We start from the raw sequence: 26,971 nt of genomic DNA, 5'->3' as shown, positions 1-26,971 counted from the left end.
CGCCACGACAGCGACGGTGGACAGCGGTGCGCGGAACAGCGGTTGACGTCTCCGATGCGACCAGCGCCGCCGCTTCCGTGCCCAGAACCGACCTGCTTCCGATCCGCTTCCGGCCCGCTCAGCAGCCCTTCGGCCCGGCCGGCCCGGCCTCCGTCCTTCGGCCGCAGAAGCTGTTCGTCATCGGGCGGGTGGCCGCGGTCCGCAGGGCCCGGACGTTTCGCAGGGACCCCCGGCCGGCCGAGTAGACCCGCGGCGGCCGGCACTTGAGTGCGCCGCTCCTCCCTCGCATCGGCTCTGCGGCATGCAGCGGCACGCAGCACCAGGCACAGTGTTCCCGTGGATGAACGAGGGCTGGACCGCGACGGAACGATCGCACGCGAAGGCGCACTGGACCGAGTCCCGGCGGCGTTCGTCCCCGTCGTCGATGCCGCCCGCGCCCATATCGCCGCGACGTTCGGCAGAACGCGCCTGCACAGCGCCTACCTCTACGGCAGCGTCCCCCGTGGCACCGCCATTCCCGGCGTCTCCGACCTCGACCTCCAGCTCGCCCTCCACGACGAGCCCACCGAAGCCGACCGCGCCGACGCCGGAACGATCGAGGCCGCACTCGACCGTGCCTTCCCGCAGATCGACGGCGTGGGGATCCTGCTGGCCGGCACACGGGTTCTGCTGAGCGACATCGAGCGTCACGACGGCGGATTCTTCATCGCCTGCCTCTGCACCCCGCTGCTGGGCCCTGACCTCGCGGAAGAACTGCCCCGCTACCGCCCCACAGCCCTACTCGCGCGCGCGACCAACGGCGACCTCGCCCAGGTGCTCCCACGCTGGCGTACCAAGGCAGCCGAAGCCACCGGGGAGGCCGATCGCCGGACCCTCAGCCGCCTCGTCGGCCGTCGCATCGTCCGCACGGGATTCACTCTGATCATGCCCCGATGGGGCGGCTGGACCAGCGACCTCGACCAGTCCGCCGAGCTCTGCGGCCGCTACTACCCCGAGCGCGCCGAGCAGATGCGTGTCGCCGCGGCCGCTGGCCGTGCACCCTCGCCCGATCCGGGGGTGCTCGGGATGCTCATCCATGACCTCGGCCCCTGGCTCGCAGCCGAATACACCGCCGTGCACGGCGAGAAGGCCCCGCGTCCCTGACGGGCAGTGCAGGACCAGGCCGTTCCCGTCCGCCCCGCCGGTGGTCTCTCTATCGGCCAGCACGGTTCGAAGGCGTGACTGTGCAGTGCGCGTAGCGGCCGTCGACCGCGTCGACGCGTACGGTGCCGCCCTCGCTGCGCTTGTCGCTGTCGGCCCACACCTGGCCGACCCGCACGGCGGGCCGGGTCACGCCGCACCTGCCGGGTAGCCGACTGCCCACAGCTCCAGGGACCGCCACCGCTGCCCCGTCTCGATGTCACTGTCCCGATCCATGCGGCTGATGGCTCGCTGGACCGGGTGGCGGCGTCGTGATGGCACGGCCGCGATCACGCGAAAGGGCCAGTTCGAGGAGATCGCTCCGCTGAACCGGCCCTTCGTGTTGTGCCTCCGGCAGGATTCGAACCTGCGACACCCGCTTTAGACGTCGTCTCAGTTGGTGAGGCGGCGGTGGCAGATGACGGCTGCGGCTATGCCGACGAAGGCAAGGAAGTGGTCGGGCTTGCGTTCGTAGCGGCGATGGAGGCGTCGGCAGCCGGCCAGCCAGGACACGGTCCTTTCGACCACCCATCGGTGTCGGCCGAGCCGCTGTGAGGACTCGATGCCCTTGCGAGCGATGCGGTGGCGGATGCCGCGCTCACGGAGCCAGCGGCGCAGGTGGTCGTAGTCGTAGCCCTTGTCGGCATGGAGCTTGCCGGGCCGTCGGCGGCGCGGGCCGCGACGGGAGCGGATGGGCGGGATGCCGCGCACGAGTGGCTCAAGGCCCTGGCTGTCGTGCATGTTGGCGCCGGAGATGCCGAGCGACAGCGGCAGTCCGTTCCGGTCGGTGATCAGATGGATCTTCGACCCCAACTTGCCACGATCGGTCGGATTCGGTGCGGTCAGTGGCCCCCTTTTGCCGCCCGCAGACTCACCGAGTCGATCGCGCACCGCGACCAGTCCAGCTCTCCACGGGCGCCCAGTTCGTCGAGGACCAGGCGGTGCAGTTTGGCCCAAACGCGGGCTTCGGTCCAGTGCGTGAATCGGCGATGGGCGGTCTGCCAAGACACCCCGAACATGGGTGGGAGCTGCCGCCATGTGCAACCAGAGGTGGCAACGAACAGAATCGCGGCCAGGACTCCGCGATCGTCAGCCCTCCGACGTCCACCGCCTTGCGGACGCACAGGCGCCTCGGGCATCACGCGAAGGAAAAGCTCCCACAACCTGTCTGGCACCAGCTGCCGCACCATCTCCATGCCATGACAACGAGGACCCCGGCCAGCCGTCGACAGGAAAGGTGCTCGATGCTGGCACGAACGATCCCGGCAAGCATCTTCGAGAGGCATGACCGCCATGACCGACTACCTGCAGGCCGTCTTCGCGATGCTGGGCCCCGGAGAGGAACGCTACGCCGCCCCTGCGGCCTGGCTCAGCCTGGAGGAGGAACTCGGCAGGACGATTCCGGGGGACTACAAACAGATCGTCGACGCGTATGCACCAGTGCAGATCAACGGACACCTCACCCTGTCTCACCCTGCGTCAAGCTGGTGGAACCTGGGCGAGGAGATCCGCTCGGCATCAGAAGTCTGGGCTGATAGCAAATGGGATTCCTACATCACTGGGCCGGATGACGATCCTCGCGTCTTCTGCCAACTCCCCCAGCTCAGCTTCGGAACCACCGAAGGTCTCATACCCATCGCCGCCACCGATCAAGGAGCTGCGGTCTTCCTAGCCTCGTCGGTCCACGGGTTCTCCGACGGTGTGGTGGTCCAAGGGGCAGAGGGCGACTGGGTCGGACACCCCATGACCTTCGCCGAGTGGTTGTACCGCTACCTCGTCGGCGAGGAGATGACCGGTTGGGACAGCGCAGCCTTCTACCCCGGCCCCGTGTGGCTGGAGTACCCACCTGCAGGACCAGGCCAGCCCACCCGCGAGGCATACGGCCCAGACCGCGGAATGTGATCCCGCACCAACTGAGACGACCTCTTAGACGTTGTTTCAGTTGGTGAGTCGGCGGTAGCTGATGAGGGCTGCGGCTATGCCGACGAAGGCCAGGAAGTGCTCGGCCTTGCGCTCGTAACGGCGGTGCAGACGTCGGCATCCGGCCAGCCAGGAGACCGTCCTCTCGACGACCCAGCGGTGTCGGCCGAGCCGCGTGGACGACTCGATGCCTTTGCGGGCGATGCGGTGGCGGATGCGACGCTTACGAAGCCATTTCCGCAGGTGGTCGTAGTCGTAGCCCTTGTCGGCGTGGAGCTTGGCCGGACGTCGGCGGCGCGGGCCGCGGCGGGAGCGGATGGGCGGGATCCCGCGCACGAGCGGCTCCAGGCCGAGGCTGTCGTGCATGTTGGCGCCGGAGATGCCCAGCGACAGCGGCACGCCGTTTCGGTCGGTGATCAGGTGTATTTTCGATCCCGGCTTGCCGCGGTCGGTCGGATTCGGTCCGGTCAGTGGCCCCCTTTTGCCGCCCGGACGCTGACGGAGTCGATCGCGCACCGCGACCAATCCAGCTCGCCCCGGGCGCCGAGTTCGTCGAGGATGACGCGGTGCAGCCTGGCCCAGACCCGGTCCCGGCTCCACTGGGTGAAGCGGCGGTAGACGGTGGGCCAGGCCGGCCCGAACACTGGTGGCAGCTGCCGCCAGGTGCAGCCCGAGGTGGCCACGAAGATGATCGCCGCCAGGCACTCGCGGTCACCGGCCCTCCGTTTGCCGCCGCCCTGGGGGCGTATGACCTCTGTCGGCGGCACCACCCGCCGAAACAGCGTCCACAGCTCGTCCGGTACCAACCGCTCCACCAGATCCGTCATGCACGGCTCAACGAGCGATCACGCCATCAGAAACGGCGTCTTAGGAGTTCGCTCGGGCGGTGCGGGGCGGCGGAGGGGCACTGCTGACGGCTGCTGCGGCCGGCCGGGTACGCCTGCCCCGTCCACCGTCGTTGATGTCAGCTGTGGATGTCAGACCGCCCTGACATCCTGCGCCCGTGAGAATGACATGGGCCGACTTCTTGGCACTGATAGCCACCCTGAACGGCGAAGCCACCCACGCGAACTGCCGGCGCCTCGCCCAGGAGCTGAGCCGCCGTCCCGTCTCCTACATCATCGGCTTTGCGGAACGCCACGCCGAGGCGCTCTACCGCCTGAACCAGGAGAAGTTCGGCACGCTCCCGGTGATCGACCTGACAGCCCGAGACGGCAGGCCCTTTCCGTAGTCGTCCGACGGTTTCCGGTACGCCCGGTGCGCGGTGGTCGCCGCCGGCCGAGCTGTCTGGAGAGCGTCTTCTCCGACACGGACAAGTTCGTTCCGCACACCTCCACCGAGCGTGACGGCGAATGGCTGCTGTACGTGCCGGATGAGGCGTACGAGCTGGCCACTGGCAAGGAAGTGGGATCGCACGACCCGCTACTGCTTCGAGAGCTACTCCAACCGGGACGGCCGGCCAGACATGCCGGACTGAGGCGAACTAGCGATTGATCGGGACAGCCGCGTCTTCGGCCTCGTCCGAGGCACGTCGTGCGGTCACCAGGTAGCCCGCGAAGCTCACGTCCGGCCGCGCCTTCGCCCACCCGTCCGCCGTCTCGACCGGGACCAGAACGGTCGTGCCCGGAACGGGGTAGTTCACCTTGTCCGTGGCACCCGGGGGCACTCCGTAGCGGCAGTGCACCTCGACGATCGACACCACTTCCACCGAGGTGGGTGGGTGCTCCTCCCCCTGGCCGTGATGCTCCTCGCGGAAGTCGATCTCATCCGCACGCTCGCTACCGACAATGTCGGCGTACTCCTGCGGACCGACCTTCAGCAGCGTCCACGAGACGACATCCCCTGGTGCGAAGCTGTCTCCACAGCACTGCATCTGCCAGCCATCGACCCAGATCGTCAACGTCATGGCGCCATTGTCTGCTGACCCGAGGCCCGTCGTCATCGACGGTAGACCCGGTGGAGCGGTTCGCCACTGAATTGGCGCCCTTCATCGACAACGGTCTGCTTGCCGTGGACGCGGAGTCTCTGCAGGTGACCGACATGGGCGCCCCCTTCGCCGACAGCATTGCCATCAGCCTGGCAAGCCCCGCTGTGGTCTCTCGCGTCCACGCGTCCAATGCCCTCATCACCGATCTGGAGAACGACCCGGTGGACCGGTACGACTTCTCCCCCATTGCTCGGGAATCCTTTGGAGCCGGGGTGTCTCCTGTGGGCAGACTCCGCGCCACCGAAGAGGCAGGTTGAGGACTATGCCGTGGAGAGGCGTGAGCCGGAGTTCGCCCGACGGTACAGCCGAAGAGAGACCAGCGGGCGGACCAAACGGGAGATCACCTTCGACTCCGGTAGTGTCCGAGGAAGGACCTGGTCCGGCAATCTCCGGGACCAGCCCAGCAAACGATCAACGCACCGGCACGTCGGTGGCACGGCCGTGGCGGGCGGGAACTGACGCGGTTCGGGGAGGCCGGTCGTAGGGACTTCCGCCGGAGAACCGGGGGCTGCTGGCTGAGGCGACCTGACGCGCCCCGGTGACATTGCGCCGGTCGACCGCCGCCCGGCAGCCGCGACGACTGCGAGGCGTTGGCGCGGCCCGGAGCCGAGGAGACCGTCGGCTGCAGGAAGATCCGGAGGAACCCCGAGGTCACCGCTCGAAGGGTGACGGCGTCCCTCGTACGAGGGGTGGAATCCCCATCTGCCCTCCTGCGCACCCGGCTGATGAGCGAGCAGAGCGGACAACAGCCGGAAGCATCCGCGAGTCGACTCGCCGACCTCGAAACTCGGTCCCCGACACCAGGGGCGAGAAAAGCCGAAGACGTCCGACTGATAGCACCGTCGAGGGGGCCCTGTTGGGACCGGAAAGGTCTGTGGGGGTGGGCGCTAGGATTCTGCGGCAACACGACCGCAGCACCGAAAGGGAACCCGGATGGAATCTTTGCCAACTACCCCTCACTCGACAGCTCTGAGGCTGCTCGAGGGAGCCGGAGCCGCCTACATCGTGCATCGGCACGAGCCCATCCGTACGGGTGAGGATATTCTCGCTCACACGGCGTTCACCCAGGAGAATGTCGTCCTTTCCGTCAAGACGCTTGCGTTCAGTTCTGGTTCCGATTCCATCGTGTTGGCATCGATCCCCGGCCCTGGCCGCATCCGGTACGGACAGCTCGCTGCCGCTGTCGGTGTCAGGCGGTCGGACGTCCGCCCCGCTTCCCCGGAGATCCTGCAGCGACTCGGCATGGAGCCCGGAGGGGTGACACCGCTGTGTGCGGATCCGCTGGTGACGGTGGTGTTCGACACCGCCGTCACCACGATGGGCCGGGTGTTGTGCGGGAGTGGGAGTTCGGACCACACTCTGGAAGCGGATTTGTCGGACATCATGAAGGCGGTTCCCCAGCGTGTGGTCGCCGACATCGCGTCACTGTAAGCATGCGCGGGTGACGTGGGATCGTCCTTCGGCCTCGTTCCTAAGGGCTGTCCCGCTATAAGGCCGTGAGCTGGGAGATCGGCTGGCGGTACTGTCGGCCGATGGAGTCTGAGAAGTCGAACGGGCGCCCGCTTCATGGGGGTGGGGCGGCTGCACAGAGTCTTGCGGAACGCACTCTCGCGGAGGTCGTCGGATCGCAGCATGTGTATGGCAGCGATGCCCCTGCGGGGCAGCTGGACGTGTGGCTGATCGATGACCGGGGTGCAGTCGTTCACGTCACAACTGGATCGGACGGGTGTCTGATCGTCGAGGAGTCGGAGTCGCACACCGGCTACGACATGGGCGACTCGGGACGCGTCACTGTGCGGTCGATCGGCAACGAGACACCGTTCGCAGATCACATCCGTCGACAACGGCATCAAGTGGCGGGTGATGCCGTCGGACTTCCCGCCCTGGCCACGGGTGTATGCCTTCTTCGCCCGCTGGCGGGATGCGGGACTTGTGGCCGAGCTGCACGACCGGCTGCGTGAGGCGGTCCGCGATGCCGAGGGCCGTGACCGGGAGCCGAGTGCGGCGGTTATCGACTCGCAGTCGGTGAAGGCGGACGCCACCGTCGCCCTCACCTCGCGGGGCTTCGACGCGGGCGAGAAGGTCAACGGGCGCAAGTGGCATCTACTCACCGACACGCTCGGTCTGCTGCTGGCCGTGCTGGTCACGCCGACGTCGACCACCGACCGGGACGCCGCCCGCTCCCTGCTGCCGGTGGCCAGGGGCCGCTTCGGGCAGCTGGCACGGGTCTGGGCCGACGGCGGAGCGGCCGTCTGGCCGGGCGCCGGTCCGGTGCCTTCAGCCGGCCGGCGTCCCGAGCGGGGTGAACACTCCCGGCCGCGTCTGGAGCGCAAAGCCTCCTTCCACCAGTCGTTTCGCCTTCGACCGAAGTCCCTCGACCTTCGCCGGGACCGCCTGAAGCCCCAGGGCCGCAGCCAGCTTCTGGCACCGCATGCCTTCCCGGCCCGCCTCCGACTCCAGTACGGACACGATCCGCTGGTAGTCCGCAGGCAGGGCCGATGCCGTCATCCCCTCGGTCCGTCGCGGCACCACGGCCCCCGCCACCGCGCTCCCCACCGGCTCCACGACCGCACGCGGAGGCTCGGCCAGCACCTCGGCCACCGTCACACGCGCATCCGCAAGACGCGGAAGCGCGCGTTCCGCCTCGCCGAGTGCGGCCTGCACCCGCTCGGCCTCCTCCCGCAACCGCGCGACCTCTTCCCGGACCTTCTTCTCCCGGGCCTCCAGCAGACCGAGCACCGACGGCACCAGCCACCTCCACAAGCGAGATGAACGGACGAACCACGACCATCCCTCCCGCCGCCAGCCGGAGTTCGTGCCCACCCCCCTCGAACCAAACGATCACGTTCGGAAAGCGGAAGGCGTCTGAAGTCGTACCAACGCACGGGGTGTGCTTCCCGGCGCTGGAGGATGTGCCGGAGCAGGTGGTGGTTCGTCCAGCGGCAGGTGGAGCTACCGGAGGGCGCACAGCCGGTGTTCCGGGCGGAGCTGACGGCGAAGCATCACCCGGGGGTGCGCAAGCGGGTTGGTGTGGCGTACGACCAGCCGGAGGCCCGGTGCATCGCCGAGCAGGCGATCCGCAAGGAGGCCGCAGCGATGAACCAGCCGGCGGACCTGATCAACATCGCGCCTTCCTGAACGAGCAGTCAACCGGTTCGGCGAGTAATCCACGCACGAGTTCGGTATCCGGCCCGATGCGTAGGAGACGAAGCTGAATGTGGATTTCAGGCACCCGCGGGCGGAGAACCTGACCGGTGGGGCTTCGGTCAGGCGGCCTGATCACCTGCCCCGTGAGTTGCCGCAGCGGGCGACCGTTCTCTGTCAGGTTCTGCGCGCTGAGTTGGTGGCGGGATGGGGCACGTGTGTGCGGTTGTGGATCTCGATGGCGAGGGGTGTGGCGGTGAACATGGAGGAGTAGGTGCCGACTGCGAGGCCGATGAGGAGGGCGAGGGCGAAGTCGGTGAGGGAGTCGCCGCCGAGGACGGCCAGCGCGGTGAGGATGAACGCCGCGCCCATGCCCGTGTTGACGGTGCGGGGCAGGGTTTGCAGGAGTGCCTGGTTGCTGATGCGGGCCAGGGGCGTCTTGCGGTCGCGACGGCTGAGGTCTCTGATGCGGTCGAAGACGACGACGGAGTCGTTGACGGAGTAGCCGATGACGGTCAGGAGCGCGGCGAGGAAGACGCCGTCGATGGGCTTGCCGAGCCAGGCGAAGATGCCGACGAGGATCACCACGTCGTGGGCGAGAGCGGCGACCGCGGCGGTTCCGAACACCAGGCGGAAGCGTGCCGCGAGGTAGCCGAGCTGGGCTGCGAGGGCGACGGCGAGGGCGATGAGAGCGCCTTGGCGGAGTTCCTTGCCGAGGCTGGGGCCGATGGCTTCGTCGCGCAGCTTGCTCACGTTCTGTGAGAGATCGCTGACGGTGTCGGTGATCTCGGCTGCCTGGGTGTTGCTCAGCTGGTGGGTGCGTACGGTGAATTGGTTGTCGCCGGAGGTCTGGACGATGGCGCGGGGGAATCCGGCGTCGGCGAGGGCGGTGCGGGCCTGTTCGGGGTCGATGGAGGTGGCGGTGGTGTATTCGATGACGCGGCCGCCGGTGAATTCGATGCCGAAGTCGAGGCCGCGCAGCGCGATGCCGGAGACCGCCACGACGAGCGCGGCGATGGAGGCGGCCAGCCAGCGGCGGGGGTGGCGCAGCGGATTGGGGTTTGTGCGGCTGAGGCGGTCGCGGACGGTGCCGGTGTGGGCGATGCCCGTGAGGCGGGGGCGGCGGCGCACCCAGGGGCGTGCGGCGGCGTAGTCGGCGAGCGCGCGGGTGATGACCAGGGCGCTGAGCATGGAGGCGAGGACGCCGATGCCCAGGGTGATGCCGAAGCCGCGGACGGGTCCGGAGGCGAGGAAGAACAGCAGGCCGGCGGCGATGAGGGTGGTGATGTTGGAGTCGGCGATCGCGCTGAAGGCACTGCGGAACCCGGCGGCCAGGGATGAGCGTGGGGTGGGGCGGTGGCGTGCGGCGTACTCTTCGCGGGCGCGTTCGAAGACGAGCACGTTGGCGTCGACTGCCATGCCGATGGCCAGGACGAATCCGGCAAGACCCGGGAGGGTGAGGGTGGCGCCGAGGGCGGCCAGGGCGGCGTAGGAGATGAGGCCGTAGCAGGCCAGGGCCACGGTGGCCAGGGCACCCATGAGCCGGTAGACGGCGATGATGAACAGGGCGGTTAGTGCGGTGCCGATGGCGGCGGCCCAGGCGCTGGCCGTGATGGCCTCTGCTCCGAGGGTGGGGCCGACGGTGCGCTGTTCGACGGTCTCGACCGGCACGGGCAGGGCGCCGCCGTTGATGAGCAGGGCCAGTTCCTTGGCTTCGTCGGCGCTGAAGGACCCCGTGATCTGCGTCGAGCCGCCGCTGATGCCGGAGCCGCAGCGGACCGACGGGTCGACCTGCGGCGAGGAGATGATCTTGTCGTCGAGGACGATGGCGACCCGGCGGGAAGGGTCTCCCGCCGGGTGGCACGCGGCCTGGCCGGTCAGGCGGGCCCACCCGTCACGGCCGGGGCCTTTGAAGTCGACGGTGACGTGCCAGCCGGAACCGCCCTGCTGGTCGAAGCGGGCTGCGGCTTCCTTGACGTGGTTGCCGGTCAGCGAGGCGGCCTCAAGGCGCAGGAGTTGGCCGGACTCATCAGCCAGGACGTGCTGGCGGGGCCATTTGGGCAGTGGTTTGGGGATGTCGTCGGCGCTGTTTGCGGTGCCGAGTACCTGGTGGAAGGTGAGTTGAGCGGTGCGGCCGAGAACGTCGGCGGCCTTGGTCGGGTCCTGGACGCCGGGCAGTTCGACGACGATCCGGTTGTCGCCGGAGCGGGCGATGGTGGGTTCGGCGACGCCGAGCGCGTCGATGCGGCCGCGCAGCACTTCCACGGTGCGGTCGGTGGCCTCGCCGTCGGGTGCGGCGGTGTCGGGCGGTCGGGTTTCCAGCACGATCTGCGTACCGCCGCGCAGATCAAGCCCAAGTTGGATGGGCACGGTGAGCGCGACGTACAGGGACAGGGCAACGACAGCGAGGGCGAGCAGCCCTCGGATGCGCAGGGAACGGTTCACAGCGGGCCTCCGGCAGGCACACCGCGGCCAGGACGGTGGCAGCGGTCGACGGAACAAGGGGTGAGGGTGTTCAGGTGCCTGGAGGTGGAGGTGGTGCCCGCATCGGGTGACAGTCCGCGAGCTGGGTGGAGGCGGGCGGGCGCAGCGCCGGCAGCGGCGGGGCAGCGGACTGAGGCGGATTGTCGGCTGTGGAGCGGGGGGCGAGGGTGACGGGGGCCGGTGGTGAAGGACGCTCGGCGGGGATGTCGCGAGGGCTTCGGGCCGCGGCGCTGTATGCGGCGGGTTGTCCGTCGTCTGCGTGGGGACCGCTGCTTGCCTGTATTGCCGCAGAGGCGAGCGCGGCACCGTCCGGCACGTGGGGGCCTGTGGCGGCGTGTGTGGGCGGGCTGAGCAGCGCGGTGAGGACGGCAAGCAGGACAGTGATCACCGCTGTGGGGCCGAGCCCACCGGTACGAGGGACGGTGTGCCTGGAGCGTGGCATCCCCGGTCCCCCTCTTCGGTGCGTGTGGGTGTGGCTGGATGGCAGGGGGCAGTGGGCAGTGGGGCCTCAAGGTCCCGGCTGGGGAGTGGGCAGCTGGGACCTTGAGGCGGTCAGGAAGAGTCAGGGTTCGATGAGGCCGGCCCGGATGGCGTAGCGGGTGAGCTCCAGGCGGTCGCGCAGGCCGAGTTTGTGCAAGAGGTTCGCCCGGTGGCGGTGGACGGTCTTGATGCTGATGAAGAGCATTTCGGCGATCTCCTTGGAGGAGTGGCCTTCGGCCACGAGTTTGAGGACTTCTTCCTCGCGGGCGGTGAGCACCTGGTCCGGGGGTTCCTCCCCGTGGCGGACGCGGTCGAGGTAGTTGCGGATGAGGGCGGTGACCGCGCCCGGGTAGAGGAAGGGCTCGTCTCGCATGGCCGCCCGGCACGCGGCGACCAGATCGCGGTCGGCCACGGATTTGAGGACGTATCCGCTGGCGCCGGCCTTCAGCGCCTGGAAGAAGTACTGCTCGTTGTCGTGCATGGTCAGCATCAGCACGCGCAGTCCCGGCTTGAGCGCGATGAGTTCCCGCGCGGCCTGCAGACCGGTCATGCGGGGCATGGCGATATCCAGCACGGCCAGGTCGACGTCGTGGGTGCGGGCCAGGTCGATGGCCTCCGCGCCGTCCCCGGCCTCGGCGACGACCTCGAGGTCCGGCTCCCGGTCGAGGATGAGCCGCACACCACGCCGCACCAGCGCATGATCGTCGGCGAGGAGAATGCGGATCGTAGGCGTCTGGGTCATGGTCATGACTTTCTGGGGACGGGCACGGTCAGCCGGACCTGTGTGCCGGCCTTCGGTCGGGATTCGATGTCCAGCGTGGCTCCGATGAGAAGGGCCCGCTCGCGCATCCCGCGGATCCCCGCGCCCTCCCGCGCGACTCCTGTCCCGCGGCCGTCGTCAGTGACGGCCAGGACCACCGTGCCGTCGGTGTGGTGCAGGCTCACCTCGACGCGGGCGGCTTCGGCGTGGCGGGCCGCGTTGGTCAGGGCCTCCTGGGCGACGCGGTACAGCACCAGCTCCGTCTGCTCATCCAGGGTGGGCAGGTCGGGGTCGAAGCGGCGCAGCACGCGCAGTCCGGCGTGGGTGGCGAATTCGGTGGTCAGCGAGGTCAGGGCGCTGATCAGGCCGAGATCGTCCAGCACGCCCGGACGGAGCCGGCGCACCAGGCGGCGTACCTCGTCCAGGCTCTCCCGGGTGATCTCCTGGGCCTGCCGCAGTTCATCGCGCAGGGGTTCGTCCGCCTCGTCGGCCGCCCGCTCCAGGCCGAGCAGGATCGCGGTCATGCTCTGGCCGACCTCGTCGTGGAGCTCCTGGGCGATGCGGCGCCGTTCGCCTTCCTCCGCGAGCAGGACACGGGCGCTGCTGGTGGCCCGTTCGTGCTCCAGCCTCTCGAGCATGGCGTTGAAGGTGCGGATCAGTTCGGCGATCTCGCCGCGGCCGTGCTCCGGCAGCCGCTGCCCGGGGCGCAGCAGATCCACAGTGGTCATCAGCCTCATGAGCCGGTCCAGCGGCCCCAGCCCGATCCGCAACAGGGCCGCGTTGGCGACCAGCATGACCACCAGGCCGGCCACGAGGATGACCGCCTCGGCCAGTACGACCGGTACGGAGACGGTCACCGGCGCCCACAGCAGCAGCGCGGTGGCAGTACCCAGCACCATCGCGTTAAGAGCGAAGATTCGCCAGAACAGGGACACCGGGATGACGCCTTCCTTGTGTGACACGGTTGTGCCTCTACTGTCGGTCACCACGCACCCCGGGCGTGAGCTGCAGCCACTGGTCTTGACCGGACTGCCCTCCAGGCTGCCCACCCCCAGCTGGGCTGTCGATGGGTCCCAGACCCCATTTCCGGGTCCGTGCCCTGCCCACGACCGGATGGGCTCCGGGAGCCGCCACAGATGGGTATCGCGCCCGATGGGTTTCGCGGGGCGCATCGGCCACGGTGGGCATGACACACCGGCCGTGAGCCCCGGCCGACACGCCGAGGGGCCATGGACGGGACTTGCCGTGTCACGCCCTTGCCGTACGTCACCCCTGTTGAGAGAAGGACGCGCCATGTCGCTCGATACGCCCCGGATCGAAGCTCGTCCCGAGCGTCTGACGGCACACGAGGCCCGTCAGCGCCTCGAGCACGAACGCAACTCCCGGCTGACACAACTGCGGGCGGTCGGTGAGGCCGGACAGGGCGCCGAGGAGGTGATGTCGGCGCAGAAGGACACCATCGAGCGTGTCCTCAGGGAGATCGACGCCGCGTTCACCCGGGTCGAGGACGGCAGCTACGGAATCTGCCTGGGCTGCTCGAAGAGCATCCCGGTCGAGCGCCTGGAGATCCTGCCCTACACCCGGTTCTGCGTCCCCTGCCAGCGCGCCACCACGGTCTGACCGCCGCCCTGCCCAGCCTCTGTCTCCCGCCCTGCCCAAGGGGTGAAGTGATGAACCACCAGATCATCGCCGACCGCAACACGATCCTGTCGATCGAGGACCTCGCCGCGCTCCGCGAGAACCTGCACGAGCAGCGACTGTTCCGCCAGGAGCAGCTGCAGCAGATCGCAGGCGCCGCAACGAATCGCTCTCAGGCGCTGCTCGACCGGCGGGCCGCATCCCAGCTCGAGGTCCGCGTCACACTCGCCGCCTCCGCCCGCATGGTCCTCTCAGACGTGGAGGCAGCCCTCACGCGCATGGACCAGGGCCGCTACGGCTCCTGCCACCTGTGCCGCAAGCCCATCGCCCGCGAGCGCTTGATGATCGTGCCGCAAGCCCGCTACTGCGCCCGCTGTCAGCATGTAAGGGAGGCCGGCCGGTGACCACCACACCCCACCCCCGCGCCGTGGCTGGCCCGAACCGGCCCTGGCCCCTGTACCGACAGTGCTCCGGCATCGCCCTCGACCTCGGCAGCGCCCGCACCCGGGCCTGGATATCCGGCCGGAAGGGCGTCCTCGACGCGCCGACGGTGACCTTCCCCGGTGACGGCGCCGTCTACCCCATCCAGCGCGGCTCGATCGTCGACCCTCCCGGAACTGGCCGTATGCTCGACCGCCTGCTCGGGCACCGTCTGCCCCGCTTCGGCCGCCGCCTGATCGTCCTCACCGCTCCAGCCCTGGGCGGAATCGTCTTTCGGACCCAAGCCCGCATCGCCGTTGAGGTTCTGCGGCCGAGTACCGTGCTGACCATCCCCACCGCGCGAGCCGTGGCCATGGCCACCGACGCCGACCTGACCCGTCCCCTGCTCGTCGTGGACATCGGCGCCCACCTCACCGAGGTCACCCTCCTCACCGACGGCGCAGTGACCGACGCCCGCCACACCGCCCTGGGCACCAGCGATCTGGACCGTCTCACCCCACCCACGCGGATCACCGACACCATCGTCGCGATGGTGACCGCGATGCTCGAACAGGACTCCACTTCCGAGACATTTGACGCCCTGCGGGCAGGAGCACTGCTGGCCGGCGGGGGCGCTCTGCGCCCAGATATCACCTACCGCCTCTCCCGACAGCTGCACGCGCCCGTCAGGCCCGTGCCCGCACCCCACACGGCAGCGGTACGCGGAGCCGCCAGACTCATGGAAGCCGCGCGCACCCACCCCTCGACCACCGGGACCCCCGAACCCGCCGCGCACCCCCACTAGCCCGACGCCCCCGTCCCCCACCGTCAGCCCTGGCACAGACTGCCGCCTCAGACGCGGAAGGAGGGAAACCGTGGACCGGAAGGCCCCCGGCACAGCGGCCCCCAGAAGAACTCCCCCGCGTCCCGCTGTGGCAATGGCGCCGCAACCCACTGCGCCGCCGCTCCGACCTTGCGCAGGCATGGATCGCGCTCTCCTTGCCGCTATGGCCGTCCCTCTCATCGGCGCCGCCCTCTCGCGAACCGACCCGTTGTACGCCGCATTCGTGCTGGCCGTTGCCATGGATCTGAGGCGTGGTGAATTGGTGGGGCTGCGCTGGTCGGATGTGGACCTGGACAACCGCGTGCTGCACGTCCGTCAACAGACTCAGCCCCGCAGGGGAACGCTGTGCGACGACGACCCGAAAAGCCGCCGCAACCGTGTGGTGCCGATGCCCGCGCTGTGCATCGCGCCGCTGCGCTGGCACCGGCTGAGGCAGCGCGACTCGTTCACGCGCTCGGGCGTCGTCTGGTCGGAGACCGGCTACGTCTTCGCCACGCGGAACGGGCGACCGGTGAGCCGCGGAGCGTCTACCGGTCTTTCACACTGGTGGCCGCTGATGCGGGGCTGCGGGTGGTCCGGCTGCACGACGCCCGGCACGGCTGCGCCACGCTCCTGACGGCGGCCGGCGTCGCGCCGCGCGTCATCATGGAGATCCTCGGGCACAGCCAGATCAGCATCACCATGGACGTGTACACACACGTCGTGCACGACACTCAGCGGGAGGCGATCAGCCACATGGATCGCCTGCTCAGGCGACGCCGACCGGCCGCCTGAGAGCGACTGCCGTCAAATGGTGCCGTCAAAACGGCCCGGACCTTGATCGGTCCGGGCCGTTTTGGCTGGTGCCCCCGGCAGGATTCGAACCTGCGACACCCGCTTTAGGAGAGCGGTGCTCTATCCCCTGAGCTACGAAGGCGAAGGTGTGGATCTCCGCGAGATCCGGCGTCTAGCCTAGCGGATCCCGGCGACCGCCCGGCAAGATTCATGTTTCGCCTGCTCAGGATGGGTGCGGGCCCGACTGGGGGAGTGGGGCCGGTGGGGTGGGCGCGGCGAGAGGGGTGAGTGCCCGGCTTTGTCTGGGCTGGCCTTCTCCTGGGTGCGGGCGGCCTTCCATGCCGCGACCACCTGTGACACCCGCTCAGCCAGGCCCCGTCCCGGTCGGGCCTTCGCGCCCATGGCCCCACCCCCTCCGTTTGCACGGGGCCGCCACTCCGCCCGGTTCGCCCGCAAGGGTCCGGACGGGCGGCGGTCGGCAGGCCGCCCGGGACGGTCATCGCCGCAGGCGGGTGGAGGCGGACAGGGGTGGGCCGATACGGGCCGCGGGCGGGTGGAGGCGAGCAGAGGTGGGCGGAACCGGTCACGGGGTCAGGAGCGGGTGATCCGCACCCGGTAGGCCCCGTTCGCGTTCTCCGAGAGGACCGTGATCCGGATCTTGTTCTCCTCGTCGGTGAACGTCTCGCCCGGCCGGTGCGGGGCGTCCGACAGCTCCGCGTGCACATTGGGCCGGCGGGTGCAGCCGCCGCTGTTCTTGTCGCTGTCGGCGACGGTGACGGGGCCCTGTCCCGTGTCCACGTCCGTTTTGACGTAGTAGACGAGGACGCCCGGTTTGCAGACGGCCTCGTCGTTGCCGGCCCGGGTGCGGACCTCGACGGCGTAGCCGGTCTCGGAGTCCAGTGGGACGACGACCAGTTTGCGGCCGCCCTTGAGGGCCAGCGGGGTCAGCTCGTACTCGCTGCTGCCGGTCGCGGCGGCGCACTGGATCTGGTCGTTGTCGAGCCAGCCGAGCTTCCACTTGTGCCAGCCCAGAAGATCGTTGTTGGCGCCCCAGTCCTCGGACATGATGTCCCAGTGGCCGACCGCGCCGCCGCCCTCCGCCGTGTAGAGGTCGGGCAGGCCGAAGACATGGCCGTTCTCGTGGGGGAGCACCCGGTAGCCGGTCTCGGAGTAGGTGCCGGAGCCGTCGTCCTGGCGGCTGTAGACGAAGCTGGTGTTGGCGAGGGGGACGCCGTCCGCGTACGGCGCCTCGTGGTTTCCCGAGAACGTCACCGACAGCACGGTGTCCAGGGCCGACGGCCCGGCATTGGGTGTGACCAGCACGTTGACCAGGTCGTACGAGCTGAAGTCCACCTGGTGGTCGGTGGCGGCCACGATGTCCTGCACGAGCTGGCGGTAGCCCGGTTCGTACGGTGACCCGCGGTCGATCCCGTACGCGCTGAAGGCCATGGGCATCCGCAGCCAGCCGGGGAACGGCGTCTCGGGCCGGTAGACGAGCCGTCCGTACGAACTGGTGGCGAACCACTGCTCGGTCTGCGGGAAGAACTCCGCGTACCGGTCCAGCGCGGAGCCGGCGCCTTCGGCGTCCGGGAAGTCGATCATCAGGTTCAGGGCGCGGATCTCGCCCGTGGAGCGCACGTAGCCGGACGGGGTCGGGACACCCTCGGACATCTGTACGCCGGTCGTGGAGGTGAGGCGGCACGGTTCGAGTGCCGACTCCTCGGCCGTGGCGATGGGGCCCGCCGTGGTGCTCGAGCCGCCGGGGAGCAGCGAGCTCGCCGATGTCAGGGTGGCGAGCGTGATGACGGCGACGGCGCCGAGTGCGCCCGGTCTGCGTATCCGTCGGCGGGTCTGCTGCATGCGGTCGTCCGCCTTCGGCTCGGCGGCAGCCGGCCGGGCCCGGACTGCGCTGGTGCGTTCAGCCTGTTCGGAGGTGTGGCGGGGCGCGCGCCGGGAGGGCCGATCGTGGGACACGCCGGAGACTGGATGTGATTCAGGTCACATGAAGTCATTCGGGTGGGGGGAAATAACCGGGGACCGATTCCCCGTTTGTGATGGGTGTCCACGCGAAACGGGGATCTCGTCCCCGGTTCCCGGTGGGCAGCGGGACCCGTCCGCAGCGGCGGAGCCCGTGTCACCCAGCCGACGAGAGGACGTGGAGCCGTGAGCCCCGCCACCGACACCGAGGCGCGCCGTGCCGCCCGGCCGAGGGCCGACGCCCTGCGCAATCGGGAGCGCATCGTGACCGCGGCCCGCGAGATGTTCGTCGAGTTGGGTCCCGAGGTTCCGCTCGACGAGGTCGCCCGGCGCGCAGGCGTCGGCAATGCGACCCTGTACCGGAACTTCCCGGACCGCTCCTCTCTCGTCCACGAGGTGGTTCTGTCGGTTCTCCGGCGCACGGCCGAGCGCGCGGAGGAGGCGGCCGCGTCGGAGGAGGACCCCTTCGCCGCGCTCAGCCGTTTCACCCACGCGGCCGCGGACGAGCGGGTCGCGGCCCTCTGCCCGCTGCTCAGTGGCGACTTCGACAAGGACCATCCCGACCTGGTCGCCCAGCGCGACCGGCTGGAGGGGGCCGTCAAGGCGCTCGTCGACCGCGCTCACGAGACGGGCCGGTTGCGTGCCGATGTCGCGATGGGGGATCTGATGGTGATGCTCTCCCAGCTCACCCGGCCGCTCCCGGGGGTCGCGTGCCTGGACATCGACCGGTTCACGCACCGCCATCTGCAACTGTTCCTCGACGGGCTCGAAGCGCCTGCGCGCTCCGAACTGCCGGGTTCGGCCGTGACCTTGGAGGACCTGAGGCGCTCACCGTGACATGAACGACCATCTCGTGGCCCGTTGACCGCCTGGCCGTATGACTCCGAGGCCGTGTGACTCGGAGGCCGTGTGACTCGGAGGCCGTGCGGCCTCGGGGCCTCGCGGCCCCGTGTCGCGGCGAGCGGCCGGCCGTGGTGCCGCGAACGCTCCCCTCGTGACCGTCCGGCCTCGTTCGCCTCGGGTCCGGGCGGGCTCGCGTCGGCCGGCCGATGTTCGGGTGTTGCCCGCCGTCACCGCGGACGTGAGGCCGGGCCCCGCAGTTCCCCGTGCGCAAGCGCGGACGACCCCGCCGCTGCTCGCCCACGTCGTCCACTCGCTTTCACCCGCTCGTCAACAGTCCCTGTCCTTGTCCTTTGCTCCGGCATTCCCTTCTGCTCCGTCATTCCCATCGCACACCGAGGTGTCCAACCCCATGTCACAAACGCCCAAGACGCGTCTTTCCAGCGGCTCCAGCGGCTCCAGCGGCTCCGGCGGCTCCGGCGGCTCCGGCGCTTCCGACGTTTCCGGCGGCTCCCGCGTCGACGCACTCGACCGCCCTGCCGGCCCCTCCGGGCCGGATCCGAGCCGCTGGAGAGCCCTGGTCTTCATCGCCCTCGCCCAGCTGATGGTGGTGCTCGACGCGACGATCGTGAACATCGCGCTGCCCTCCGCCCAGCAGGATCTGGGCATCTCCGACGGCAACCGGCAATGGGTCATCACCGCCTACGCCCTGGCATTCGGCGGACTGCTGCTCTTCGGTGGCCGCATAGCCGACCTGTGGGGGCGCAAGCGCGCCTTCGTCGTGGGCCTGGTGGGCTTCGCCGCCGCGTCCGCGCTGGGCGGCGCCGCGACCGGGGAGATGATGCTGCTGGGATCGCGGGCCCTGCAGGGCGCCTTCGGCGCGCTGCTCGCCCCGGCCGCCCTGTCGCTGCTCGCCGTGACGTTCACCGACGCCAAGGAGCGCGCCAAGGCCTTCGGCGTCTACGGCGCGATCGCCGGCGGTGGTGGCGCGGTGGGTCTGATCCTCGGCGGCGTCCTCACCGAGTACCTGGACTGGCGCTGGACGTTCTACGTCAACATCCCCTTCGCCGTGGTCGCCGCCGTGGGCGCCTGGCTCGTGGTCCGCGAGCCGGCCGGGGGACGCAACCGCTCGCCGCTCGACGTCCCCGGTGTCCTGCTGTCCACCCTCGGCCTGGTGGCCCTGGTCTACGGATTCACCCGCGCCGAGTCGCACGGCTGGACCGACGCGACGACCCTCGGCATGTTCGTCGCCTCCGTCGTGCTGCTGGCCGCCTTCGTCACGGTCGAGGCCCGGGTGTCGTCCCCGCTGCTGCCGCTGCGCGTGCTGACCGAACGCAACCGCGGCGGGGTGTATCTCTCGCTGGGGCTCGCCATCATCGCGATGTTCGGACTGTTCCTCTTCCTCACCTACTACCTGCAGATCGTGAAGGGCTACTCGCCCGTGCGGACGGGGTTCGCCTTCCTGCCGATGATCGCGGGCATGATCACCGGCTCCACGCAGATCGGCGCCCGCCTGATGCTCCGGGTGCCGCCCAGGCTGCTCATGGGCCCCGGGTTCCTGGTCGCCGCGGCGGGCATGCTGCTGCTCACGCAGTTGGAGGTCGACTCCTCCTACGCGGGGCTCATCCTCCCGGCGCAGTTGCTGCTCGGCCTCGGTATGGGTACCGCCTTCATGCCGGCGATGTCGCTGTCGACATACGGTGTCGAGGCGCGGGACGCCGGTGTCGCCTCCGCGATGGTGAACACCTCGCAGCAGGTGGGCGGCGCGATCGGCACGGCCCTGCTCAACACCGTCGCGGCCTCCGCGACCACCTCGTACCTCGCCGCCCACGCGGCTGGCGCGACGGGACCCGAGGCGCTGCGGCTTCTCCGGCTGGAGGGGATGGTGCACGGTTACGCGAGTGCCATCTGGTGGGCGGTCGGCATCCTGGCGACCTCGGCGGTCGTCGCCCTCACGCTGATCAACTCCGGGCGCCCCGGCGCCTCGACGGCGTCGTCGTCCGGTTCCGCCGCGGAGGAGGAAGCGAGGGTTCCGGTCATCGCGCACTGATGACGTGCGGGAGGCGCGAGCGGCGACGCCCGGGAAGCGTGTGGGCGATGGGTGGCGAGCGGGCCGTGCTTACGAGCGTGCGGTGAGCAGGGGGCGGACAGCGAGGAGGGGTGTGAGGGGAGCGGATAGCGAGGAGGAGCGCGGGCTGGGGAGGGGCGTGCGGTGAGGGGGGAGCGGGTCCCCGCGGGTGTCGTCACGGCGCCGTCGGGGACCCGCGTACGCCCGGGGACCCGCGGCCTGCGGAGGCTTGAACGTACGCGTGACCAGGGTGGGTTCGGGAGCGCCGGTCACCGGGGAGGAATCCGGGTTCGTCCGCGGGCGGCAGGGCGCGCGATCGTGGACCGTCACGAAGAGGGCCGCGATCGTCGAGCAGGCGGAGGGACCGCGAACGCCGACCAGGACGGACGAACCGCGATCATCGCGGTCACCCGGCAGGAATTCGATCGTCCGCATCGGGGAGGGCCCGGGGCGGCGCGGCCGGAGGGGGCGGGTGCGACCCGCACGGGTGGGCTCCGGAGTCAGCGCAGCCAGGGGAGATCGGCGTCGGTGCCGTCCGGCTGGAGGCCCTCGGCCATGATCCGGGTGATCTCGCCGAGCTGCGACACCTGCTCGGGGCTCAGCCGGTCGAAGAGCGCCTGCCGTACGGCCGAGACATGCCCCGGGGCCGCCTTCCTCAGGACCTCGAAGCCCTGGTCCGTCAGGCAGGCGTTCTGCCCTCGTCTGTCGTTCGGGCAGTCCTCGCGGCGCACCCAGCCGTTCTTCTCCAGCCTCGCGATCGCGTGGGACAGCCGTGACCGGGTGATCTTGGCGTCCTTGGCGAGTTCGGTCATGCGCAGACGGCGGCGCGGGGCCTCGGCGAGCTGGACGAGCAGACCGTAGTAGACGTGCGGCATGCCGGCGTCGCGCTGCAGCTGCCGGTCGAGACTGTCCTCGAGGAGGGTGGTGGCATGCAGGTACGAGCGCCACACGCGCTGCTCCTCGGCGGTGAGCCAGCGAAGTTCGCCCGAGTTCGGTGCCGTCGTCATGCATCTATCGTACGGGCAATTCTTGAAACTTCTATTACCTCGGCGTAGGGTGATCGTGGGTGCTTGAAACTTCACGTTCCTCGCCGTCGCCATAAGGGGCTTGCCGTGAACGCTGCCGACCGGGCCGGTGCCGCCGACTCCGCGACTGCCGCGGGGCGGATGCCCGCCCTCTACCTTTCCCACGGCGCACCGCCCCTGGCCGACGACCCGGTCTGGCCCGGCGAACTCGCCGCCTGGTCGGCGGCACTGCCCAGGCCGGCGGCGATCCTTGTGATCTCCGCCCACTGGGAGGAGGCTCCCCTGGCGATCGGCGCGACGCGGACCGTGCCGCTCGTGTACGACTTCTGGGGCTTCCCCGACCACTACTACCGGGTGCGGTACGAGGCGTCCGGCGCGCCGGAGCTCGCTGATTCCGTACGCAAGCTGCTGCGAGCCCCTGGCAGGCCCGTGCAGGACGTCCCGGACCGCGGCCTCGATCACGGGGCCTACGTCCCGCTGGTGGAGATGTTCCCCGGCGCCGACGTCCCGGTGCTCCAGGTCTCCATGCCGACCCTCGACCCGCGGCGCCTCCTCGACATCGGGCGCAGGCTGGCGCCGCTGCGCGACGAGGGTGTCCTGATCGTCGGCAGCGGGTTCTTCACCCACAACCTGGCGGCACTGCGGCAGGCGGGGGTGCCCGGCTGGTCGTCCGAGTTCGACGACTGGGGGCGGCGTGCGCTGGCCGCCGCGGACGTGGACGCCCTGCTGGACTTCGAGCGCAAGGCGCCGGCCGGCGGACTCGCCCATCCGCGAACGGAGCACTTCGCGCCGCTGTTCGTGACCCTGGGCGCATCGGAGAGTGATCTCTCGCGCGGGCGGAGCGTCATCGACGGGTTCTGGATGGGGCTGGCGAAGCGCTCGGTCCAGTTCGGCTGAACGGCCGGGCCGGTTCGGCCGAGCCACCGGGCCAGTTCGGATGCACGGTCGGGGCGGTTCTGCTGCACGACCGGGGCGGGCGCGGCCGAGGAGCCGGTTCCGCGGAATGCCGGCGGGTGAGGCTGGGTGCCGGCGGGTGCGGGGAGCGCGGGGGCCGGCCGGGCGGCGGAATGCTCCGGGCCTTCTGGGTATACGGAGCAACCAGGAGCTCGGCCCGCGTCGTCCTGACGGGTGGGGACGCGGTGACGGGAGAAGCCTCCGACCTGCGCCGCGATATGCGCGTCAGGGTGCCGGCCGCCCAGGTCTGCCCCCGTGGCGGGGGCAGGGTACTGCAAGATCACAAAAATCTATGCACCCGTGGGAATTCTGTCCGGATTCCAGTCGTTGTTTCCGTCGGATGCAGGGCACCCGGAAGGGTGTCGCGACCTACTCAGCAAGGGAGCACGCATGGCAACCCGTGCCGTCGCCCGTCGTAAGTCCGCCAAGGGGACCGGGGCCGATGGAGCAGACAGCGTTCGTTCCACGAGCGGGGAGATCGCAGACCGCGACCTGGTCGGCATGTACCTCGACGAGATCGCGCGCACGCCGCTGCTGGATGCCGCCAAGGAGGTCGAGCTCTCCCAGACGATCGAGGCAGGCGTCTACGCGCGGCAGATCCTCGACGGTGAGGTGGAGAGCGACGCGGCCGGTGCCACACACGAGGAGCTCGAGGCACTCGTCGCCGCGGGCGAGCACGCCAAGGACATCTTCATCAAGTCGAACCTCCGCCTGGTGGTGGCCGTCGCGCGCCGCTATCCGCGCAGTGGTCTGCCGCTGCTCGACCTTATCCAGGAGGGCAACGCGGGCCTGGTGCGCGCGGTGGAGAAGTTCGACTACACCAAGGGCTTCAAGTTCTCCACTTACGCGACGTGGTGGATCCGCCAGGCCATCACCCGCTCGATAGCCGACCAGTCCCGTACGATCCGGCTGCCTGTCCACCTGGTGGAGGAACTGGGCCGGATCCGGCGGGTGCAGCGCGAGTTCAACCGGGAGCGCGGCCGCGAGCCCGAGCCGGCCGAGGTGGCGGAGGAACTGGGTTCGACTCCGGAGCGGGTGACGGACGTGCTGGACTGGGCCCGCGACCCGGTCTCGCTCAACATGTCGGTGGACGACGAGGGTGAGACGCAGTTCGGCGACCTGCTGGAGGACACCTCCGCGGTGTCACCCGAGCAGTCCGTGCTGACGCTGCTGCGCAGCGAGGAACTCGACGATCTCATCGACCGGCTCGATCACCGCACGGCATCGATCATCCGGATGCGGTACGGCATCGAGGACGGCCGTGAGCGCACGCTGACCGAGGTCGGCAAGGAGCACGGCCTCACGCGTGAGCGCATCCGGCAGATCGAGAAGCACGCGCTGCTCGAGCTGAAGCGGATGGCCCGGGACACGGGCTTCGACGCGGCGGCGTGACGACGGCGGGGCCGCGCCCGCCTCCTGAGCGACCCCGGCACCCTTCCCCCCCTGGTGCCGGGGTCTTTGCCGCCCGCCCGTGCCTCCCCCGTGCCTCCCCCGTGCCTCCCCCGTGCCTCCCCCGTGCCTTCCCCGTGCCTCCGGCGGACCGCCTCTCCGAGTCCGCCGCCCGCCCGACTGCGGTCGCCGGCTCGTCTCCGCTGCCGGCTTGCCTCAGCCGCCCCTCAGCCCCTCTCAGCCGCTCGCCCGGGTGAGGCGCGTGCCCAGCCGTTTCAGATGCTCACGGAGCGCGGGCGGGCCGTGGACTGTGAACTCGCAGTCGACCAGGGCCAACCGCAGCGCGATCCATTCCAGCGAGTCCTGGGAGTTGCCCCGCAGCCGGCAACTGTCCGGCCCCGTCGGCTCCGGTCTGCCGAGGTAGCCCGGGAGCCGCGCGGTGACGCGGTCCGCCGGTGCCGCGAAGGTGATGTCCAGCGCCAGTTCGGGCTGGTTGCGGGCCATCGAAGCGGAGACGAACCCGGCCGCGTCGCCCCCTGCCGGAAGCCCGCGCGGGGTGAAACGGGCGCCGGTGGCGAACGGGTCACGGACGCGGTCGACCCGGAACGTCCGCCAGTCCTCGCGCCCGAGGTCGTACGCCACCAGGTACCACCGCCGGCCGGTCGACACCAGCCGGTGCGGTTCCACCAGCCGCTTCGACTCCGCGCCCTCGCCGGACCGGTAGCCGAAGCGCAACCGCTCCCGCCCGGTCACGCTCCCCGCGAGGGCGGTGAGGGTGTGCGGGTCGACGGTGGCTCCATCACCGCGAGTGAGGGGGATCGTCGCGTTCTGGAGGCTGGACACCCGTCGGCGCAGCCGCGCGGGCAGCACCTGCTCCAGCTTGGCCAGGGCTCGTACGGAAGCCTCGTCCACGCCTTCGATGGCGTGGCCGGCACCCGCTCGCAGTCCCACGGCGATGGCGACGGCCTCCTCGTCGTCGAGGAGCAGCGGCGGCATTGCCGCGCCTGCGACAAGCCGGTACCCGCCCTCCGCGCCCTTCGTCGCCTCCACCGGGTAGCCGAGGTCGCGCAGCCGGCCGATGTCCCGGCGGATCGTGCGCGGGCTGACCCGAAGCCGGTCGGCGAGTTCGCTGCCCGGCCACTCGCGCGGCGTCTGCAGCAGGGACAGCAGATTCAGCAGTCGTGCCGGCGTGTCTGTCATGGGAGTCAGCCTCGCAGGCTTCTAGGACGTGTTCTGTCCTATAGGGGCCCTAGCTTCTCCCGCATGAGCTCCCACGCCGCCGTACCGGATACGGCTCCCGACCACGCCGCCGTACCGGGTACGGCTCCCGACCGTGTACCGGATACGGCTCCCGACCACGCCGCCGCCCCCGACCGGCGCCGCTGGACCGCCCTCGCCATCGTGATGACCGCGGCCTTCATGGACCTGGTGGACGTGACCATCGTCAACATCGCGATCCCGTCGATCGAGCACGACCTCGGAGCGTCGTTTGGTGCGATCCAGTGGATCACCGCCGGCTATGCGCTGGCCTTCGCCGCCGGTCTGATCACGGGTGGCCGCCTCGGTGACATCTACGGCCGCAAGAGGCTCTTCCTGATAGGAATCAGCGGCTTCACGATCGCCTCGGCGCTCTGCGGACTGGCCGCCGGACCCGAGATGCTCGTCGCCGCACGGCTCCTGCAGGGCGCGATGGCCGCGATGATGGTGCCCCAGGTCCTCGCGATCGTCCATGTGACCTTCCCCGCCCACGAACGCGGCAAGGTCTTCGGGATGTTCGGCGCGATCGTCGGGCTCGGCGCGGTCTCCGGTCCGCTGCTCGGCGCCCTGCTCACCCAGTGGAACCTCTTCGGGCTGGAATGGCGGCCCATCTTCCTGATCAACCTGCCGGTCGGCGTCGCGGGGCTCGTCCTCGGCCTGAAGTACATCACCGAGTCCCGGGCCGAGAAGGCACTCCGTCTCGACCTGGTCGGCGTGGCGCTCGTGACCACCGGACTGCTCATGCTGGTCTATCCGCTCACCCGCGGCCGCGAGCTCGGCTGGCCGCTGTGGGGCCATCTGTGCATGGCGGCGAGCCCGCTCGTGTTCGCCGCCTTCGTGGCCTACGAGCGCCACAAGACGCGCAGGGACGGTTCACCGCTGGTGGAGTTGTCGCTGTTCCGGGTGAAGAGCTTCGCCGCCGGAGTCGCCGTGCAGCTGGCCTTCGGTGTGGTCATGGGCATCTTCTTCCTGGTCTGGACGCTGTACATGCAGATCGGCCTCGGCTGGAGCCCGATCGAGGCCGGCCTGACCGGTGTGCCGTTCTCCATAGCGGTCTCGCTGGCCGCAGGGATCTCCGTGCAGAAGCTGGTGCCGCGCTTCGGGCGGAAGGTGCTGCAGGCGGGTGCACTGGCCATGATGTCCGGGCTGCTGCTCTACATCTGGGTGTCCGGCCGGTACGGCACGGGCATCGGGCCCTGGCAGATGGCGGCGCCGTTGGTGATCATGGGGCTGGGGATGGGGCTGATCGTGGCGCCCCTGACGGACGCGGTGCTGTCGGACGTACCGCGCGAGCACGCCGGCTCGGCGTCCGGGCTGATCAACACCACCGTTCAGATGGGCAACGCCCTGGGACTCGGGCTGGTCTCGGTCGTCTTCTTCGCGGTGGTCGACAAGACGCCGCCGACCTCGCAGGACGCGGTGGGCCGGGTCTTCGCGGACGCGTTCCGGAACTCGCTGTGGTGGGTCGTGGGGGTGCTCGCCGTGATCCTCCTGATGATGTTCGCGCTGCCCGCGCGCCCCGGACGGCACATCGAAGCCGCGGGTGCGGGTGCGGCGGACGTGGACACGGGAGCGGGCGGCGACACAGGAGCGAACGAGGGCGAGAAGCCGGACGAGGGCGAGAAGCCGGACGAGGGCGAGGGGAAGGACGCCGGGGCACAGGGCGGGCGGCAGCCGGCGCTGTCGCACTGAGTCGCCTCGAGGCCGATGCAGCGGGCTCCCGCGCGCCCTGCGCGGGGGACCGCGTATCGGCAGGCCGTGCTCCACCGGCCTGCTAGGTCCAAGCCCGGCTGTGCCTGTTTCATGCCCGAGTCTGTTTACCTTGTGGCAA

The 26,971-nt window shown here is 70.0% G+C and carries 23 protein-coding genes, 2 tRNA genes and 2 pseudogenes; 16 read left to right on the top strand and 11 right to left on the bottom strand.

Annotation, left to right across the window (positions count from 1 at the left end; translation table 11 throughout):
- Positions 1 to 336 precede the first annotated feature (336 nt).
- A complete protein-coding gene (locus DDW44_RS12685; protein ID WP_108906483.1) occupies positions 337 to 1,143 on the top strand; it encodes a nucleotidyltransferase family protein in 807 nt (268 codons plus the stop codon).
- Positions 1,144 to 1,525: 382 nt separating this feature from the next.
- Here the strand turns inward: DDW44_RS12685 and DDW44_RS32055 are convergent.
- Positions 1,526 to 1,626, bottom strand: a tRNA-OTHER gene (locus DDW44_RS32055).
- A pseudogene (locus DDW44_RS12680) lies at positions 1,591 to 2,369 on the bottom strand (IS5 family transposase); the annotation flags it as partial. The pseudogene DDW44_RS12680 and the gene DDW44_RS32055, both read right to left, overlap by 36 nt.
- Before the next feature lie 94 nt (positions 2,370 to 2,463).
- Between DDW44_RS12680 and DDW44_RS12675 the strand changes: the two are divergent.
- Positions 2,464 to 3,081 (top strand): hypothetical protein, encoded by a 618-nt coding sequence (locus DDW44_RS12675; RefSeq protein ID WP_018892865.1) that lies wholly within the window; start codon positions 2,464 to 2,466, stop codon positions 3,079 to 3,081.
- A gap of 36 nt (positions 3,082 to 3,117) precedes the next feature.
- On the opposite strand, the gene DDW44_RS12670 is transcribed toward DDW44_RS12675, so the two are convergent.
- Positions 3,118 to 3,926, bottom strand: a protein-coding gene (locus DDW44_RS12670; protein WP_108906482.1) for an IS5 family transposase whose coding sequence is annotated in 2 segments (ribosomal slippage) — positions 3,118 to 3,576 and positions 3,579 to 3,926 — 807 coding nt in all. Because the reading frame shifts where the segments join, the coding sequence is not laid out codon by codon here.
- Between the two features lie 176 nt (positions 3,927 to 4,102).
- Here DDW44_RS12670 and DDW44_RS32715 point away from each other — a divergent pair.
- Positions 4,103 to 4,330, top strand: coding sequence for a hypothetical protein (locus DDW44_RS32715; protein WP_244224014.1), 228 nt, complete (start codon positions 4,103 to 4,105; stop codon positions 4,328 to 4,330).
- Positions 4,331 to 4,582: 252 nt separating this feature from the next.
- Here the strand turns inward: DDW44_RS32715 and DDW44_RS12660 are convergent, their stop codons facing one another.
- Positions 4,583 to 5,005 carry a DUF6578 domain-containing protein gene (locus tag DDW44_RS12660; protein WP_108906481.1) on the bottom strand — a complete coding sequence of 141 codons (423 nt, stop codon included), beginning with the start codon at positions 5,003 to 5,005 and terminating at the stop codon, positions 4,583 to 4,585.
- Positions 5,006 to 5,055: 50 nt separating this feature from the next.
- Between DDW44_RS12660 and DDW44_RS12655 the strand changes: the two genes are divergently transcribed.
- From DDW44_RS12655 to DDW44_RS32710, 4 genes are all read left to right on the top strand, one after another.
- Entirely contained in the window at positions 5,056 to 5,343 is a 288-nt protein-coding gene (locus DDW44_RS12655; protein WP_206307318.1) for a hypothetical protein, read from the top strand.
- Between the two features lie 676 nt (positions 5,344 to 6,019).
- Positions 6,020 to 6,517, top strand: coding sequence for an aminoacyl-tRNA deacylase (locus DDW44_RS12650; RefSeq protein WP_108906480.1), 498 nt, complete (start codon positions 6,020 to 6,022; stop codon positions 6,515 to 6,517).
- 501 nt (positions 6,518 to 7,018) lie between these two features.
- Positions 7,019 to 7,858 carry a transposase gene (locus tag DDW44_RS12645; protein ID WP_167455493.1) on the top strand — a complete coding sequence of 280 codons (840 nt, stop codon included), beginning with the start codon at positions 7,019 to 7,021 and terminating at the stop codon, positions 7,856 to 7,858.
- A 138-nt stretch (positions 7,859 to 7,996) separates the two neighbouring features.
- On the top strand, positions 7,997 to 8,224 hold the full coding sequence (locus DDW44_RS32710; RefSeq protein ID WP_240800628.1) for a hypothetical protein: 228 nt from the start codon (positions 7,997 to 7,999) through the stop codon (positions 8,222 to 8,224).
- Positions 8,225 to 8,407: 183 nt separating this feature from the next.
- Here DDW44_RS32710 and secD read toward each other — a convergent pair whose 3' ends face one another.
- The 3 genes from secD to DDW44_RS12625 form a co-directional block, all read right to left on the bottom strand.
- Entirely contained in the window at positions 8,408 to 10,675 is a 2,268-nt protein-coding gene (gene secD / locus DDW44_RS12635; protein WP_166802820.1) for a protein translocase subunit SecD, read from the bottom strand.
- A gap of 601 nt (positions 10,676 to 11,276) precedes the next feature.
- On the bottom strand, positions 11,277 to 11,942 hold the full coding sequence (locus DDW44_RS12630; RefSeq protein WP_108906477.1) for a response regulator transcription factor: 666 nt from the start codon (positions 11,940 to 11,942) through the stop codon (positions 11,277 to 11,279).
- Positions 11,939 to 12,889 carry a HAMP domain-containing sensor histidine kinase gene (locus tag DDW44_RS12625; RefSeq protein WP_108906476.1) on the bottom strand — a complete coding sequence of 317 codons (951 nt, stop codon included), beginning with the start codon at positions 12,887 to 12,889 and terminating at the stop codon, positions 11,939 to 11,941. Before DDW44_RS12625 ends, DDW44_RS12630 begins: the two co-directional genes overlap by 4 nt.
- 358 nt (positions 12,890 to 13,247) lie before the next feature.
- On the opposite strand from DDW44_RS12625, the gene DDW44_RS12620 reads away from it, so the two are divergent.
- The 4 genes and pseudogenes from DDW44_RS12620 to DDW44_RS32385 all read left to right on the top strand — a co-directional run.
- A complete protein-coding gene (locus DDW44_RS12620; protein WP_108906475.1) occupies positions 13,248 to 13,574 on the top strand; it encodes a TraR/DksA C4-type zinc finger protein in 327 nt (108 codons plus the stop codon).
- A gap of 50 nt (positions 13,575 to 13,624) precedes the next feature.
- Positions 13,625 to 13,996, top strand: a complete 372-nt coding sequence (locus DDW44_RS12615; protein WP_170812249.1) for a TraR/DksA family transcriptional regulator — start codon at positions 13,625 to 13,627, stop codon at positions 13,994 to 13,996.
- The gene (locus DDW44_RS12610; RefSeq protein WP_108906473.1) at positions 13,993 to 14,817 is read left to right on the top strand and encodes a rod shape-determining protein; all 825 of its coding nucleotides are present in this window, start codon (positions 13,993 to 13,995) and stop codon (positions 14,815 to 14,817) included. Before DDW44_RS12615 ends, DDW44_RS12610 begins: the two co-directional genes overlap by 4 nt.
- Before the next feature lie 226 nt (positions 14,818 to 15,043).
- A pseudogene (locus DDW44_RS32385) lies at positions 15,044 to 15,630 on the top strand (tyrosine-type recombinase/integrase); the annotation flags it as partial.
- A gap of 66 nt (positions 15,631 to 15,696) precedes the next feature.
- Here DDW44_RS32385 and DDW44_RS12600 read toward each other — a convergent pair.
- Both DDW44_RS12600 and DDW44_RS12595 read right to left on the bottom strand, forming a co-directional pair.
- Positions 15,697 to 15,772 (bottom strand) — tRNA-Arg (locus DDW44_RS12600).
- A gap of 449 nt (positions 15,773 to 16,221) precedes the next feature.
- Positions 16,222 to 17,490, bottom strand: coding sequence for a M6 family metalloprotease domain-containing protein (locus DDW44_RS12595; protein WP_108908818.1), 1,269 nt, complete (start codon positions 17,488 to 17,490; stop codon positions 16,222 to 16,224).
- A gap of 303 nt (positions 17,491 to 17,793) precedes the next feature.
- Between DDW44_RS12595 and DDW44_RS12590 the strand changes: the two genes are divergently transcribed.
- Together DDW44_RS12590 and DDW44_RS12580 are read left to right on the top strand one after the other, a co-directional pair.
- Positions 17,794 to 18,444 carry a TetR/AcrR family transcriptional regulator gene (locus DDW44_RS12590; RefSeq protein WP_108906472.1) on the top strand — a complete coding sequence of 217 codons (651 nt, stop codon included), beginning with the start codon at positions 17,794 to 17,796 and terminating at the stop codon, positions 18,442 to 18,444.
- A gap of 415 nt (positions 18,445 to 18,859) precedes the next feature.
- Entirely contained in the window at positions 18,860 to 20,497 is a 1,638-nt protein-coding gene (locus DDW44_RS12580; RefSeq protein WP_208647958.1) for an MFS transporter, read from the top strand.
- A gap of 518 nt (positions 20,498 to 21,015) precedes the next feature.
- Here the strand turns inward: DDW44_RS12580 and DDW44_RS12575 are convergent.
- Complete coding sequence (locus tag DDW44_RS12575; protein WP_108906470.1) at positions 21,016 to 21,522, bottom strand: MarR family winged helix-turn-helix transcriptional regulator; 507 nt, start codon at positions 21,520 to 21,522, stop codon at positions 21,016 to 21,018.
- A gap of 159 nt (positions 21,523 to 21,681) precedes the next feature.
- Here DDW44_RS12575 and DDW44_RS12570 point away from each other — a divergent pair, with 159 nt between their 5' ends.
- Together DDW44_RS12570 and DDW44_RS12565 are read left to right on the top strand one after the other, a co-directional pair.
- Positions 21,682 to 22,437, top strand: a complete 756-nt coding sequence (locus DDW44_RS12570) for a dioxygenase family protein (protein ID WP_108908816.1) — start codon at positions 21,682 to 21,684, stop codon at positions 22,435 to 22,437.
- A gap of 447 nt (positions 22,438 to 22,884) precedes the next feature.
- Positions 22,885 to 23,886: a sigma-70 family RNA polymerase sigma factor gene (locus DDW44_RS12565; protein WP_026281646.1), complete on the top strand. Its 1,002-nt coding sequence runs from the start codon at positions 22,885 to 22,887 to the stop codon at positions 23,884 to 23,886.
- 234 nt (positions 23,887 to 24,120) lie between these two features.
- Here the strand turns inward: DDW44_RS12565 and DDW44_RS12560 are convergent, their stop codons facing one another.
- Positions 24,121 to 25,083, bottom strand: coding sequence for a helix-turn-helix transcriptional regulator (locus tag DDW44_RS12560; RefSeq protein WP_108906469.1), 963 nt, complete (start codon positions 25,081 to 25,083; stop codon positions 24,121 to 24,123).
- A gap of 63 nt (positions 25,084 to 25,146) precedes the next feature.
- On the opposite strand from DDW44_RS12560, the gene DDW44_RS12555 reads away from it, so the two are divergent.
- Complete coding sequence (locus DDW44_RS12555) at positions 25,147 to 26,832, top strand: MFS transporter (protein WP_108906468.1); 1,686 nt, start codon at positions 25,147 to 25,149, stop codon at positions 26,830 to 26,832.
- Positions 26,833 to 26,971 lie beyond the last annotated feature (139 nt).

Source organism: Streptomyces tirandamycinicus (assembly GCF_003097515.1).
In the GTDB taxonomy this organism is placed as follows: domain Bacteria; phylum Actinomycetota; class Actinomycetes; order Streptomycetales; family Streptomycetaceae; genus Streptomyces; species Streptomyces tirandamycinicus.
Note: the sequence above shows the minus strand (reverse complement) of the source record. Positions and strands in the feature narration are given on the sequence as shown.